The 14706-nt window shown below is 37.7% G+C and carries 11 protein-coding genes and 2 tRNA genes; 11 read left to right on the forward strand and 2 right to left on the reverse strand.

Annotated features, from left to right (window positions below):
- Positions 1-98: 98 nt before the first annotated feature.
- From mfd to LCM23_RS24365, 10 genes are all read left to right on the forward strand, one after another.
- Positions 99-3635, forward strand: coding sequence for a transcription-repair coupling factor (gene mfd, locus LCM23_RS24320; RefSeq protein WP_224939128.1), 3537 nt, complete (start codon positions 99-101; stop codon positions 3633-3635).
- 420 nt (positions 3636-4055) lie between these two features.
- The gene (gene spoVT / locus LCM23_RS24325; RefSeq protein ID WP_095371279.1) at positions 4056-4592 is read left to right on the forward strand and encodes a stage V sporulation protein T; all 537 of its coding nucleotides are present in this window, start codon (positions 4056-4058) and stop codon (positions 4590-4592) included.
- Between the two features lie 620 nt (positions 4593-5212).
- Complete coding sequence (locus LCM23_RS24330; RefSeq protein ID WP_224939129.1) at positions 5213-6775, forward strand: putative polysaccharide biosynthesis protein; 1563 nt, start codon at positions 5213-5215, stop codon at positions 6773-6775.
- Between the two features lie 44 nt (positions 6776-6819).
- Positions 6820-8262, forward strand: coding sequence for a bifunctional methyltransferase/pyrophosphohydrolase YabN (yabN, locus tag LCM23_RS24335; RefSeq protein WP_224939130.1), 1443 nt, complete (start codon positions 6820-6822; stop codon positions 8260-8262).
- 32 nt (positions 8263-8294) lie between these two features.
- Complete coding sequence (locus LCM23_RS24340) at positions 8295-8558, forward strand: RNA-binding S4 domain-containing protein (protein WP_224939131.1); 264 nt, start codon at positions 8295-8297, stop codon at positions 8556-8558.
- Between the two features lie 82 nt (positions 8559-8640).
- Positions 8641-8940, forward strand: coding sequence for a sporulation protein YabP (yabP, locus tag LCM23_RS24345; RefSeq protein WP_095371276.1), 300 nt, complete (start codon positions 8641-8643; stop codon positions 8938-8940).
- Positions 8937-9566, forward strand: coding sequence for a spore cortex biosynthesis protein YabQ (gene yabQ, locus LCM23_RS24350; protein WP_224939132.1), 630 nt, complete (start codon positions 8937-8939; stop codon positions 9564-9566). The genes yabP and yabQ overlap by 4 nt, the downstream gene beginning before the upstream one ends.
- A gap of 22 nt (positions 9567-9588) precedes the next feature.
- Complete coding sequence (locus LCM23_RS24355) at positions 9589-9999, forward strand: FtsB family cell division protein (RefSeq protein ID WP_095371274.1); 411 nt, start codon at positions 9589-9591, stop codon at positions 9997-9999.
- A gap of 95 nt (positions 10000-10094) precedes the next feature.
- Entirely contained in the window at positions 10095-10541 is a 447-nt protein-coding gene (locus tag LCM23_RS24360; protein WP_095371273.1) for a S1 domain-containing RNA-binding protein, read from the forward strand.
- 213 nt (positions 10542-10754) lie between these two features.
- A complete protein-coding gene (locus LCM23_RS24365) occupies positions 10755-11048 on the forward strand; it encodes a hypothetical protein (RefSeq protein WP_224939133.1) in 294 nt (97 codons plus the stop codon).
- A gap of 669 nt (positions 11049-11717) precedes the next feature.
- Here the strand turns inward: LCM23_RS24365 and LCM23_RS24370 are convergent.
- Together LCM23_RS24370 and LCM23_RS24375 are read right to left on the reverse strand one after the other, a co-directional pair.
- Positions 11718-11789: transfer RNA gene (locus LCM23_RS24370), tRNA-Glu, on the reverse strand.
- 11 nt (positions 11790-11800) lie between these two features.
- Positions 11801-11877, reverse strand: a tRNA-Met gene (locus LCM23_RS24375).
- Between the two features lie 329 nt (positions 11878-12206).
- Between LCM23_RS24375 and spoIIE the strand changes: the two genes are divergently transcribed.
- The gene (gene spoIIE / locus LCM23_RS24380; protein WP_224939134.1) at positions 12207-14681 is read left to right on the forward strand and encodes a stage II sporulation protein E; all 2475 of its coding nucleotides are present in this window, start codon (positions 12207-12209) and stop codon (positions 14679-14681) included.
- Positions 14682-14706 lie beyond the last annotated feature (25 nt).

Raw genomic sequence — 14706 nt, forward strand, 5'->3', positions numbered from 1 at the left:
GCTTTAAAAATGTATTTAAAAAGAAGAGCAAATAGGGGAGTAGTAGCTTTCTCAGGTTGAGGGAGAGATGTTGCTTTTTGTAATAGGAGGATTACTGCATGTTAGGGCTTAAAAAAGTATTTTCACAACAGGATGAGGTCTTGTCTGTATTATCAGGTATAGATGAAGGGTTAAATGAACAAATGGTGGCAGGTTTAACGGGTTCAGCTAGAACGCTTTTTCTGGCGGCAGTATATGAACAGTCTAAACGTCCCTTACTTGTGACAACCCACAATTTATTGCAAGCGCAAAAATTATATGAGGATTTAACACAACTTCTCGGAGAAGAGCAAGTATTCTTGTATCCTGCAAATGAGTTAATTGCAGCCGAATTAAGTATATCTAGCCCAGAATTAAAAGGGCAAAGAATTGAAACACTCAACCATATGATGTCAGCAAATGATGGTGTCATGATTGTACCTATGGCAGGGTTAAAGAAGGTCCTTCCACCTAAAGAGTTGTGGAGTAAACTTCAGTTGACGTTAAAAGTTGGCGATGAGCTAACCGAACAACAATTAAATCAGTTTATTCAAATGGGCTACAGTCGAGTGGAGATGGTGTCCTCTCCAGGTGAATTTAGTGTTCGTGGTGGTATTATTGATATTTATCCGTTAACAGAGTCAGACCCTATTAGAATTGAATTATTCGATACAGAGGTTGATTCTATCCGTTTCTTTTCTTTAGAAGATCAGCGCTCAAAGTCAAAGGTTGAGCGTGTGTTAATTGGGCCAGCTACGGAAACACCAATGGAAGGTGAACATTTTGAGCGGCTTATTCATACTTTAGAGTCAGGATTGGGTAAAAGCTTAAAAAAATTAAAAAATGACCAAGCCAAACAAAGCCTTACACAAAATATCGGTTATGAATTAGAACAATTAAAGACTGGTACTAAACCAGAGCAATTATATAAATATTTATCCCTTGCTTATGAGGGAGGCAGTAGTTTAATAGACTATCTTCCTGCGAACGGATTGATTTTTGTAGACGAAGTCAGTCGCGTACAAGAAATGAATGATTCCCTTGATAAAGAAGAAGCAGAATGGTACACGAACCTACTTGAAGAAGGACAAATTATTCACGACGTTGTCACTTCCCATTCTTTAAAAGAATTAATGTATAGTAAGAAAAATCCGATTGTTTATATGTCCTTATTTTTACGACATGTACCGAATACAAATCCGCAAAATATTATTAATATCTCCTGTAAGCCGATGCAAAATTTTCATGGTCAAATGCATGTGCTTAAAACAGAGGTTGATCGCTGGAAAAAAGGAAATTATGCTATTGTTTTTCTTGCTGTAGATGAAGAGCGGGTTCACAAATTGCAAAATGTGTTAGAGGATTATGATATTGAATCCGCTATCATCAAGCAGGACTCTCTCCTTGCACAAGGAAGAATTCAGATTTTAGAAGGGGCCATTCAAACAGGTTTTGAGCTAAATAATCAACGGATTGCCGTGATTACAGAAGAAGAGCTATTTAATCATAAAACAAGAAAGAAACAGAGGAGACAAAAACTTTCCAATGCAGAAAGAATTAAGAGCTATTCGGAATTAAAGATTGGTGATTACGTTGTTCATGTCAACCATGGTATTGGTAAGTATTTAGGGATTGAAACTTTAGAGATTAATGGTGTCCATAAAGATTATTTGAATATTCGTTATCAAGGTAGTGATCAACTTTATGTTCCTGTTGAACAAATTGACCTTGTACAAAAATATGTAGGGTCTGAATCAAAAGAACCGAAGATTTATAAACTTGGCGGTAACGATTGGAAGAAGGTAAAGAAAAAAGTCCAATCCTCTGTTGAAGATATCGCCGATGACCTTATTAAATTATATGCCGAAAGAGAAGCATCGAAAGGATACGCTTTTAACCCTGATAGTGATATGCAGCGAGAGTTTGAATCTGCTTTCCCATATCAAGAAACAGAAGATCAAATTCGTTCCATTAATGAGATTAAAAAAGATATGGAAAGAGAAAGACCAATGGACCGATTGCTTTGTGGAGACGTGGGTTATGGAAAAACAGAAGTGGCTATACGAGCGATATTCAAAGCAGTGGCTGATGGTAAACAAGTTGCTTTTCTTGTGCCAACAACGATCCTTGCACAACAGCATTATGAAACGATGCTTGAGCGGTTCCAAGACTATCCTGTAAAAATCGGTATGTTGAGTCGATTCCGTACGAAGAAACAACAAACTGAAACGATTAAAGGATTAAAAGCGGGGACGGTTGATGTTGTCGTTGGTACACACCGTATCCTTTCTAAAGATTTGACTTATCGAGATCTCGGTTTGTTGATTATAGACGAAGAACAAAGGTTTGGTGTTACTCATAAAGAGAAAATCAAGAAATTAAAAACCAATGTCGATGTTTTAACATTAACAGCGACACCAATTCCGCGTACATTGCATATGTCCATGCTGGGCGTTCGGGATTTATCCGTTATTGAAACACCACCTGAAAATCGTTTTCCAGTACAAACATATGTGATGGAATATAACGGTGTATTGGTGAGGGAAGCAATCGAGCGAGAATTAGCACGTGGTGGTCAGGTCTATTTTCTGTATAATCGCGTGGAGGATATTGAGCGTAAAGCAGAGGAAATCTCTATGATTGTTCCTGATGCAAGGGTCGCTTATGCACATGGTCAGATGACGGAGAATGAATTAGAGAGCGTCATGCTTGGTTTCTATGACGGTGAATATGATGTCTTAGTAAGTACAACGATAATTGAGACTGGTGTAGATATACCAAATGTAAATACATTAATTGTTCATGATGCTGATCGCATGGGCTTATCTCAGTTGTATCAATTGCGAGGAAGGGTAGGTAGGTCTAACCGTGTGGCTTATGCGTACTTTACCTATCGTAAAGATAAAGTCCTTACAGAAGTGGCAGAGAAGCGTTTGCAGGCGATTAAAGAATTTACGGAGCTTGGCTCTGGATTTAAAATTGCCATGCGTGATTTAACGATTCGAGGTGCAGGTAATTTACTTGGAGCGGAGCAACATGGCTTTATTGATTCTGTTGGGTTTGATCTATATTCACAAATGCTAAAAGAAGCAATTGAAGAGAGGAAAGAATCCATGGGCGGTGAGCCGAGAAAAGAGCCAATGGAAATTGATTTAGAAATTGATGCTTATATTCCAGATGCATTTATTTCTGATGGACATCAGAAAATTGAAATGTATAAACGCTTCCGTGGGATTACGAGCCTAGAGGATATTGATGAATTGAAAGATGAGATGGTTGACCGCTTTGGTGATTATCCGGAAGAAGTCGCGTATTTATTTAAAATTGCTGAAATGAAAGTATATGGAGAAGTGGCTGGAGTCGAACTAGTGAAGCAATCAAAAGATGAAGTGCTTGTCCTGTTATCTGAGCAAGGTAGTGTTGAAGCTGATGGGCAAAAAGTATTCAAGCTCAGCAATCAATTTGGTCGCATGATTGGGCTTGGTATGGATGGAAAAAAACTGAAAGCAGTTCTCCATATAAAAGGAATTGCCACGAAAGAATGGTTAGAAAATGCGTTTACCTTTATGAAGGGATTACAAGATACAAAGAAGGTTCCTGAAAAAACAGCCAAGTAACTGTTGAAAAATATTGGTAATTTCATTGTAAGAATTGCAATGTTTGATTGAGAAAGGACAAGGGTATTTCAAGGATAGAGCACATAAATGGAATGTTTATCCCTTTCTGGAATGAATCACACCTAAAAGAAAAAATAGTTGGACGTGTATATAACTTTCCTTATGAAAGATACTAAGTTCAAACATGGCGATGCATTCATGATATCTTCCTTATGAATCATAGCTATTTTGAAAAGTAAAAGCTGTAGTTTAAGTTAGATTTAACCGAAAATCATCTGTAAAGGGAAATATTTATCATTAGCGAAGGAATAAATGGGAAGAATTCTCGTTGTATCGTCCTAATGGCCATGGATCGGTTAGAGTTAAGCGGCTTTTTCTTTTCAGTAATTTAATCATCAGATGAAAGTGAGGCAACGTTGAATGAAAGCAACAGGTATTGTTCGTCGTATTGATGATTTGGGTCGTGTCGTCATTCCTAAAGAAATCCGGAGAACTTTAAGAATCCGTGAAGGAGATCCACTTGAGATTTTTGTAGACCGCGATGGAGAGGTAATTTTAAAGAAATACTCACCTATCTCTGAGCTTAGTGACTTCGCAAAAGAATATGCAGAAGCATTATATGATAGCTTAGGAAATCCGGTCTTAATTTGCGATAGAGATACATATATCGCTGTTGCAGGAGGCTCTAAGAAGGATTACTTAAATAAGAGTATTAGTGATCTAGTAGAGAAGACAATGGAGGATCGTAGCTCTGTTCTTGTGACCCAATCAAGCGAAATTTCAATTGTAGATAATCATACAGAATCCGTCGCATCTTACACAATAGGACCCATAGTAGCCAATGGCGATCCAATTGGCGCAGTCGTAATCATTGCGAAAGATGACACCATTGGTGCAGTTGAACAAAAATCCGTCGAAACCGCAGCTGGATTTTTAGCGAGACAAATGGAATCATAGTATATAGGTAATATGAGCTGGAACTTTTCTAGCGTCATCTAGTGCGAACAATCATATTCTTAATGATGATTGTTCGCTTTATTTTTGTGTAGACATTGACTTTCGGGAGCTGAATGCTGCTAAAGTTAGATGAAAATGATCTGGAGTAAGATGCCATTAGAAACGAATCAGCCCCTTAACTGAAGTCGACAGGAAATGCTTAATCGGGTAAAAAAGTGCCGCGTTCTGAAAAGACCGATTAAGATGGTAACGAGTCTAAAAACCAGCATCTCAATGAAATTTTCGGTAAGAATCACTCAAGGGAATTTGTCTGGAAAAGATGGGAGATGTAAATTAAAGAAACCCAAGCGTGAAGAAATCATAATTAGGCCAGAGCTAATATCGAATAATCGCTTCAAAAATTGATAGTTTCAAGTAGGATTTACTTAAACATAAGGAGAAATCATAGCTAAGCATCCTTTTACCGAAAAACTACAAATGCCTCCCTCAGGCAAGGAGCGAGAGACAAATATCAATGAATGAATATGCTATAATACATTTCGAAGTTCATAGTTAAGCGGTATCGTCGTGCTTATAGGGGGAGATATCTTCTGGATACCAATCAAACTTCTACGAGTATAATGAAAGGTGCGGTTATTTTGACTGCGGCAGGAATCATTGTCAAATTGTTGAGCGCGGTTTATCGCATTCCTTTCCAAAACATAGTAGGAGATATCGGGTTTTATATTTATCAACAAGTGTACCCTTTTTATGGGATCTTTCTTGTATTAGCCACAACAGGTTTTCCTGTTGTGATTTCAAAACTATATATTGAGCAAAGAACGAGGAATGGTGAGGAAGGTGGACGGCGATTATTAAAAGTTGCCGGATTATTGTTATCAATGATTGCTGTTTTATGTTGCTTAACGATGTATTTTAGTGCCGATGCCTTAGCTTACTATATGAACGATCCTCAATTGGCTGATTCCTTGCGCATTGTTGCTATTAGTTTTTTAATATTACCACTTGTATCAGTGTTAAGAGGTTTTTTTCAAGTAAAAGGAAATATGATGCCAACAGCTGTTTCCCAAGTGAGTGAACAACTTATACGAGTGCTGTTTATCTTGCTTTATGCTTATATACTAACTAAAATGGGTGCTTCCATTTATTCTGTTAGCGGTGGAGTTTACTATGGTGTCATTTTAGCCTCTTTGGCAGCTTTTGCAATCTTGCTATTCTATTTTATAAAAGAAATGAAAAGTGCACCAAGAATAAGGCAGAAGCACAGGGGTGTTAGCTCGTATTTACAACTGTCTAAAGAGATTATTGTCCAAAGCTTTGCTATTTGTGTGAGTAGTTTATTACTCATTTTTATCCAGTTAGCAGATGCCCTCAATCTTTATGCATTATTGACGACATCGGGTTTTTCTGAAATTGAAGCAAAGACATTAAAGGGTGTATATGACAGAGGCCAGCCACTTATTCAATTAGGTTCTATTGTTGCCACTTCGATGAGTTTATCGCTCGTACCAATTCTTACATACGTAAAAATAAAGCAACCTCATCTACTCAATGAAAAAATCCAATTGGTCATAAGAGTGAGCCTTCTATTTGGCGTTGGCGCTTCAGTGGGGCTTTGGGCGATTGTGAGACAAACAAATGTCATGCTATTCGAAAATGATAAAGGTTCAGCCGTTCTAGGTCTAATGTCTATTGTTATTTTACTAAGCTCTCTTGTGATTACTTTGGCAGCCGTACACCAAGGCCTAGGAAATAGCTTTTTTCCAGCGTGGACGATTTTAATCGGAGTGGGCATTAAGTACTTTCTGAATACCTCATTTGTACCGCATTATGGAATATATGGGGCTGTGTACGCCACATACATTGCGTTAGCGTTGATGGTAATTGCTTTGCTGTTTCGGTTAAAATGGAACCAAAGTGTCACACTTGTTTCAGTACGTGTGTTATTGACAATTCTTAGTTCTGCTCTTCTGATGACGATTTTTTTAAATTTGTATCTCTCTGTTACTGCACTTTCATTCATGAGTGGACGAGTACTTGCTACCTTTCAATCGTTAACCGGCGCCGCTCTTGGTGCGATTCTTTATTTATTTCTTACGATTCGCAGCAACATATTTACAGAAGCAGAGCTACGTCAGTTACCTTTTGGAGAAAAGCTTCTCCATTTTATGAAAAGAAGATAAAAACAAACCGACACAAAAAGTAAAATAAAGGAGAATTATTTATAATGAAGGTAACAGTTATTGGCCTTGGGGCAGGAGATCTTAATCAACTGCCACTAGGAGTATATAAGCTATTAACCAGTGTTAATAAAGTCTATTTAAGAACAAAAGAACACCCTGTGGTATCAGCCTTAACCGCCGAAGGAGTGCTATTTGAATCCTTTGACACAATCTATGAATCACATGATCAATTTGCAGAGGTGTACGAAGAAATAAGCACCCTTTTGTTAGAAAAAGGAAAAGTAGAAAACATTGTTTATGCTGTGCCGGGTCACCCGCTTGTAGCAGAAAAAACGGTACAATTACTCATTGAAAGGGCTGATGAGTATGGAGTTAATTTAGACTTTAAGGGTGGCCAAAGTTTTCTAGATAGCATGTTCCAAGCGTTAAGGGTTGATCCAGTTGAAGGTTTTACACTATTAGATGGTACGGACTTAAAGGGAAGTGAACTTGTTCTTACACAACATATGATTATCGGACAAGTGTATGATGCATTTATTGCATCTGAAGTAAAGTTGACGTTAATGGACTATTTACCGGATGATTATTTAGTAAAGATTGTAACAGCGGCCGGAAGTAGTGAAGAAGTGATTAAGGAAGTTCCGCTTTATGAACTAGATCATGATTTAGCTTTAACTAATTTAACATCTGTATATGTCCCTCCCGTTATGAATGAAGAGATTCTTTACCCAACGTTCCCTAAACTGAAAGAAATCATTGCTACCTTAAGAGGTCCAAATGGATGTCCGTGGGATAAGAAACAAACACATCAATCTTTGAAGAAGTATTTAATCGAGGAAGCGTATGAATTAATCGAAGCGATTGAAGAAGATGATATTGATCATATAATTGAAGAGCTAGGGGATGTGTTGTTACAAGTTATGCTTCATGCCCAGATAGGAGAAGATGAAGGGTACTTCTCTATTCATGATGTAATAGAAGGTCTTTCTAAAAAAATGGTTTTTAGACATCCGCATGTGTTTGGAGAGAGAGCAGCAGAAGATGTAAATGAAGCGTTACGTAACTGGGATGAAATGAAAAAACAAGAAAAAGGCGAAAAAACATCGTCACTATTGGATGGTGTTCCAAAATCATATCCTGCCATGTTGCGTGCAGAAGAGTTACAAAAACGTGCTGCAAAGGTAGGTTTCGATTGGGAAAACATCCAACCAATGTGGGATAAGGTGTTTGAAGAAATTAAAGAATTTCAATTGGAAGCCGAGAATAATAATGACAATCGCATAATAGAATTTGGTGATATATTATTTGCATTTATCAATATTGCTCGGTATTATCAAATCAACCCAGAAGAAGCATTACATCGAACCAATACGAAATTTACGAATCGGTTTTCATATATAGAGAAAAAACTAGATAAGAATCTAGAAGAGGCGAGCCTGGAGGAAATGGATCGTTTTTGGGAAGAAGCGAAGAAAAAAGGTTACTAAATGAACTTTTTAGGGTAAAGGGGAGTGAAAGTATGCGCTTAGATAAATTTCTAAAGGTATCTCGATTAATAAAAAGACGTACCTTGGCAAAGGAAGTCTCTGACCAAGGGCGTATTGCTATTAATGGATTAGAAGCGAAGGCAAGTACCAATGTAAAAGTTGGTGATGAATTATCGATTCGATTTGGGCAGAAAGTGACAAAGGTGCGAATAGATAAAATACAGGAAACAACAAGAAAAGATGATGCAGCGGAAATGTACACGATAGTAAGTGAAGAAAGAATGAATCAAGAATAAATAAATAGCGCTTGTTCTAATCCCTGAGCAATCTTCATACATATGTATTAAAGGATTGTACTATGGATTGTGAGGGATAAAGATGAGCCAATACCATGAGAACTCGAGTAAACAAACTGCTCCTGATCATGATGTGATCATGCGGGGCAGAAGGCTGCTAGATATTACGGGAGTGAAGCAGGTAGAAAGCTTTGATAATGAAGAGTTTTTATTAGAAACTGTCATGGGTTTTTTAGCTATCAAAGGGCAAAATCTACAAATGAAGAATTTAGATGTGGACAAAGGAATTGTCTCCATAAAAGGGAAAATTTTCGACCTTGTTTATTTAGATGATCAACATGGAGAAAAAGCTAAAGGGCTCTTTAGCAAGTTATTCCGATGACGTTATCGGTCCAATTTTTGACGATGCTCTCTATGATAGGGATGGGTTCCCTTTTTGGAGCGAGCTTAGATACGTATCAGCGCTTTCTCAAACGGCCACTAAGAAAGAGTTGGGTTGTCTTTATAAATGACATCCTTTTTTGGCTATTACAAGGACTAGCTATTTTTTATATTTTGTTCCTTGTCAATGAAGGAGAGTTAAGATTCTACATCTTTTTAGCTTTACTTTGCGGTTTTGCAGCCTATCAAGCGTTAATGAAGAATATTTACCTAAAGCTATTAGAGATAGTTATTTCTACGATTATTTCTATTTATTATTTTATTGTGAAGGTCATTCGTCTATTAATTATTCGACCTGTTCAGTTTTTTTTCACTACCTTAATAGGGCTATTGGTATTAGTGGGCAAACTTCTTCTACTACTGATAAAATGGACAAGTAATGTGCTAATGTTCATCTTAAAAGTACTATTATCACCAGTAAGATGGATATTTCGACTTCTTATTCGTATATTACCAGACCCTTTTAAAAAATCAGTCGATAAGTTCTATGATAAATTAAAAGGATATTTCCAAAAAGGGAAAGAATATGTTAAAAAACTGGCGGAAAAGTGGAAGAAGAAAGAATAACTTAGAAGGGAGAGATAGTTGTATGAGTACCAACAAGAATAAAAATGTAGCCAAGATCCATTCAAGCTATATCGAACAACAGGAAGCCAATAAAATCAGTTCTCAACGGAGAAAGAAGCTTCTCTATCGTAGACTGACTGTCTTTTTTGTATTTGTTGCTGTGGTTTCAGTATTTATGATTACGACTATCGTATCCCAATCTGCTGCCCTAGGTGAAAAGAAAGAAGAAAAGGTAAAACTTGCTCATCAATTGAAAGAACTAGAACAGTCAGAAAAGGCCTTGAATGAAGAGATTGTTAGGTTACATGATGAAGAGTATTTAGAGAAACTTGCTAGAAGGGATTATTATCTTTCTGAACAAGGTGAAATCATCTTCAAAATGCCGGATGAAACAGATGAAAAGGAAAAAAAAGAAAATGAGTCAGCTCAATGAGAAGTTGACACCTATTTTTATCTTTCGGTATAATATAGTATAAGTATGAATACATTTGGGTTTACTTTATATCTTTAAGGAGGAAATATCTTTTTATGTCAATCGAAGTAGGCAGCAAGTTACAAGGAAAGGTTACAGGCATCACTAATTTCGGAGCGTTTGTAGAGCTGCCGGAAGGATCAACAGGCCTTGTGCATATTAGTGAAGTTGCAGACAATTATGTGAAGGACATTAATGATCACCTCAAAGTAGGCGATACTGTTGAAGTGAAAGTTATTAATGTGGAGAAAGACGGTAAAATTGGTTTATCAATTAAGAAAGCTGTTGATCGTCCTGAGAGAACGGAAAGGCCTGAAAGAAGAGAGTCGAGAGGCTATTCTGGGCGCCCACGTCAAGGTAGAACAAACGATAATCACCGTCCTTCAAAGGAGACATTCGAATCTAAAATGGCTCGCTTTTTGAAAGACAGTGAAGACCGTTTATCTTCTCTTAAGAGAAATACAGAATCAAAACGTGGTGGCAGAGGAGCTAAACGAGGTTAACTTGCTGCTGAATTAATATATACGAGCAAGGGGATCACGACGATTCCTGCAAAAGCAATCCTTATTGGGATTGCTTTTTTTATTCTTCTTCCGCAACTATTGTGACGAATGGCAATGATTGTAAGTCATAACGATTAAGTGTGGTGACTTAGGTAGGTATAGAAACTTTGCGTATAAGGAATTGTGCGTATGTGGGGGATAGGGTGCAGAAGATTGATTGAATGGATTAGACGAGAAACGGGTCAGAAATTAGGGCAGGGGGGAAAGTTTGATTGGATTAGGCGAGAAATGGATCAGAAATCAGGTGGTAGAGGAAAGTTTGATAGGATTAGGCGAGAAACGGGTCAGAAATTGGGTCAGAGAGAAAAGTTTGATTGGATTAGGCGAGAAACGGGTCAGAAATTGGGTGGTAGAGGAAAGTTTGATAGGATTAGGCGAGAAACGGATCAGAAATTAGGTGGTAGAGGAAAGTTTGATAGGATTAGGCGAGAAACGGGTCAGAAATAAGGGCAGAGGGTAAAGTTTGATTGGATTAGGAGAGAAACGGATCAGAAATTAGGTCAGAGAGAAAAGTTTGATTGGATTAGACGAAAAACGGATCAGAAATTAGGTCAGAGAGAAAAGTTTGATAGGATTAGATGAGAAACGCACCAGAAATTAGGTCAGAGAGAAAAGTTTGATAGGATTAGATGAGAAACGCACCAGAAATTAGGCCAGAGGGAAAAGTTTGATTGGATTAGACGAGAAACGTACCAGAAATTAGGTCAGAGAGAAAAGTTTGATAGGATTAGACGAGAAACGGGTCAGAAATTAGGGCAGAGGGAAAAGTTTGATTGGATTAGACGAGAAACGGATCAGAAATTAGGCTAGAGAGAAAAGTTTGATTGGATTAGACGAGAAACGCACCAGAAATTAGGCCAGAGAGAAAAGTTTGATTGGATTAGACGAGAAACGCACCAGAAATTAGGCCAGAGAGAAAAGTTTGATTGGATTAGACAAGTAACGTGTCAGAAAATAGTTCAGAGAGAAAAGTTCGATTAGATTAGGCGAAAAAAAATCAAAAATCAAACAAAAAAAATACATGCTAGGGTTGCTGTTATTATCATTAAAAATGAGTAAAAAACAAACCTGAACAGTTGATGCTGCCCAGGTTTGTTTTATAGCTAATATAAGTGATGACCCGTACGGGATTCGAACCCGTGTTACCGCCGTGAAAGGGCGGTGTCTTAACCGCTTGACCAACGGGCCACTATAAAAAATGGTAGCGGCGGAGGGGATCGAACCCCCGACCTCACGGGTATGAACCGTACGCTCTAGCCAGCTGAGCTACACCGCCATTTGAAGTTACTTTCTTTTAAAAGCACAAGATATATAATACAAAGATTCTACAAGTCTGTCAATATTATTTCCCCCGGAAAATTTTTGTCGGAATAGTTGATGGGGTTTCGTCATTTTTTGGAAGCATGTGATGTCTAGTTTTTTTAGACAACAGGAGAACGTATGGTCCAATTCCAATCCTTATAATTGATGCTGCTTTTGTACTCTTTTTGCACTTTATAAAGAAATCAGTCGAACGAAAAAGAGGTACTTGTCCATTATTTTGACAAACTTTTAAGACATAGCCCTTTATAATAGCAAAAAAGAAACAAATAGGGAGTGGGAATGATGGAAAAACTCGAACGAACAATTGCAGAACCGATAGGGGAAGTGGATCTTCGTCGTCCCAAGATGGAGCTCTCAAAAATAGGTGGGAAAATACAGACGGGCTTAGAAACTTTCTTTATTAAGAAGGGGTACTTGTTTTTAATTATTGGTTTTTTACTTGGACGAGCCCTTATATTGTCCCAGTTGACACCATTCACTCTGCCCTTTTTTGCTGCGATGTATTTAGTAAGAAAGGATAAAGCACCGCTTGCTTTAATTGGATTGATTGGAGGAGCTTCGACTTTATCATTTACTCATGGTGTGACCACGTTTTTAACATCTTTCTTTTTTCTGTTTGTTTTTCGGATAAGTAAAAAGTGGGTTACCAATGAATTAAAAGTAATGCCTATATATGTGGCTGTGACATTATTAATCAGTTCGATTATCCAATCTTATATCTTAACGGGACATGTGGCGATGTACGATTTCATGATGGCTGGTGTAGAGGCTAGTTTAGGATTTATCCTATGTTTAATATTCCTACAGAGCCTGCCGTTACTATTTTTTAATCGGAGGAGGCAATCATTAAAAACAGAGGAAATCGTCTGCCTCATTATTATGCTAGCCTCAGTAATGACAGGAACAATCGGATGGACCGTATATGACCTATCAGTCGAACATGTGATGTCTCGTTATTTGGTGCTTGTGTTTTCATTTGTCGCTGGTGCCACGGTTGGCTCAACGGTTGGTGTCGTGACAGGGCTAATATTTAGCTTGGCTAATATTTCAAGTTTTTTCCATATGAGTTTATTAGCATTCTCTGGTTTGCTAGGTGGGTTATTAAAAGAAGGGAAGAAAATAGGTGTGGCATTTGGTTTGCTCATTGCTACCTTACTCATGGGAATGTATGGTGACAATCAGTCAAACTTATTAATTGGTTTATACGAAACGGGAGTAGCAATATTTCTATTTCTATTAACGCCTCAAAGTTTTACTTCAAAGCTAGCGAAACATATCCCTGGGACAGCAGAATATGCCGCAGAGCAACAGCAGTACATGAGAAAAATGCGGGATGTAACTGCGCACAGAGTTTCTCAGTTTTCTAATGTTTTTCAAGCGTTATCGCAAAGCTTTGCCATGCAACATCAAGCTCCTGTGGTGGAAAATGATGAGACAGATCGAGAATTGGATTATTTCCTAAGTAATGTCACAGAGAAGACATGCCAAACTTGCTTTAAAAAGGATCACTGCTGGGCTAGGAACTTTGATACAACATATGATTATATGAAAAACATTATGCATGATTTAGATGAAAAAGACGGACAAATTTCTTCACGACTAGAAAGGGAGTGGGAAAAACACTGTACACGGTCGAAGAAAACAACAGAAGTGATTCAACAGGAGCTTACTTTTTATAAAGCAAATCAACGGTTGAAAAAACAAGTACAAGAAAGTAGGAAGCTTGTGGCAGATCAATTATTAGGTGTGTCTGCAGTGATGGGGGATTTTGCTAAAGAAATTCAAAGAGAGAGAGAGAATCATCATAAACAGGAAGAACTGATATTAGAGGCCATTCAAGAATTTGGGGTAGAGGTAGAACAGGTAGAAATTTATAGCTTGGAGCAAGGCGATGTTGATATAGAGATGACGATCCCATACTGCAATGGGCACGGAGAATGTGAGAAATTAATTGCACCAATGCTTTCAGATATATTAGGAGAAACAATCTTAGTTAAATCTGAGGAATGTGCGAGTTATGCCAATGATTATTGCCATGTTACTTTTCGTTCAGCAAAGGCATATGTCATTGATACGGCAGTGGCACATGCGGCTAAGGACGGTGGCTTAGTATCAGGAGATAGTTATTCAACAATTGAATTAGGTAGCGGTAAGTATGCAATTGCCATTAGTGATGGGATGGGAAATGGAGAACGAGCACATATAGAAAGCAAAGAAACGTTAGAATTACTACAGAAAATATTGCAATCAGGTATAGAAGAGCAAGTGGCCATAAAATCGGTCAATTCTGTTCTGTCATTAAGGACAACAGATGAAATTTTCTCCACATTAGATTTGGCGATGATTGATTTACAAAATGCTGATGCTAAATTTTTAAAAATAGGCTCCACACCGAGTTTTATTAAAAGAGGGAGCCAAGTGATGAAAGTGCAAGCAAGTAATTTACCTATAGGCATGATTGAAGAATTCGATGTCGATGTTGTTAGTAAGCAATTAAAAGCAGAGGATTTATTAATTATGATGAGCGATGGTGTATTTGAAGGGCCGAAACATGTGGAGAATTTTGATCTTTGGATGAAGAGGAAAATAACTGAGTTAAAAACGAACGACCCACAAGAAGTGGCAGATTTAATTATGGAAGAGGTGATTCGATCAAGAGCGGGACGTATTGATGATGATATGACGGTGATGGTGGCAAAAGTAAAGCACAATATCCCGAAATGGTCGAGTATACCGTTCCATAAACAAGCGAATTAATGTTAGTTAGAATAGAATCTCCAAT

This window comes from Cytobacillus kochii (assembly GCF_020171845.1).
GTDB classification, from domain to species: Bacteria; Bacillota; Bacilli; order Bacillales; family Cytobacillaceae; genus Cytobacillus; species Cytobacillus kochii.

What these genes read in the sequence shown, in the direction of transcription:
- mfd (WP_224939128.1), top strand. Translation starts at nt 99, where the DNA reads ATGTTAGGGCTTAAAAAAGTATTTTCACAACAGGATGAGGTCTTGTCT.
- spoVT (WP_095371279.1), top strand. Translation starts at nt 4,056, where the DNA reads ATGAAAGCAACAGGTATTGTTCGTCGTATTGATGATTTGGGTCGTGTC.
- LCM23_RS24330 (WP_224939129.1), top strand. Translation starts at nt 5,213, where the DNA reads ATGAAAGGTGCGGTTATTTTGACTGCGGCAGGAATCATTGTCAAATTG.
- yabN (WP_224939130.1), top strand. Translation starts at nt 6,820, where the DNA reads ATGAAGGTAACAGTTATTGGCCTTGGGGCAGGAGATCTTAATCAACTG.
- LCM23_RS24340 (WP_224939131.1), top strand. Translation starts at nt 8,295, where the DNA reads ATGCGCTTAGATAAATTTCTAAAGGTATCTCGATTAATAAAAAGACGT.
- yabP (WP_095371276.1), top strand. Translation starts at nt 8,641, where the DNA reads ATGAGCCAATACCATGAGAACTCGAGTAAACAAACTGCTCCTGATCAT.
- yabQ (WP_224939132.1), top strand. Translation starts at nt 8,937, where the DNA reads ATGACGTTATCGGTCCAATTTTTGACGATGCTCTCTATGATAGGGATG.
- LCM23_RS24355 (WP_095371274.1), top strand. Translation starts at nt 9,589, where the DNA reads ATGAGTACCAACAAGAATAAAAATGTAGCCAAGATCCATTCAAGCTAT.
- LCM23_RS24360 (WP_095371273.1), top strand. Translation starts at nt 10,095, where the DNA reads ATGTCAATCGAAGTAGGCAGCAAGTTACAAGGAAAGGTTACAGGCATC.
- spoIIE (WP_224939134.1), top strand. Translation starts at nt 12,207, where the DNA reads ATGGAAAAACTCGAACGAACAATTGCAGAACCGATAGGGGAAGTGGAT.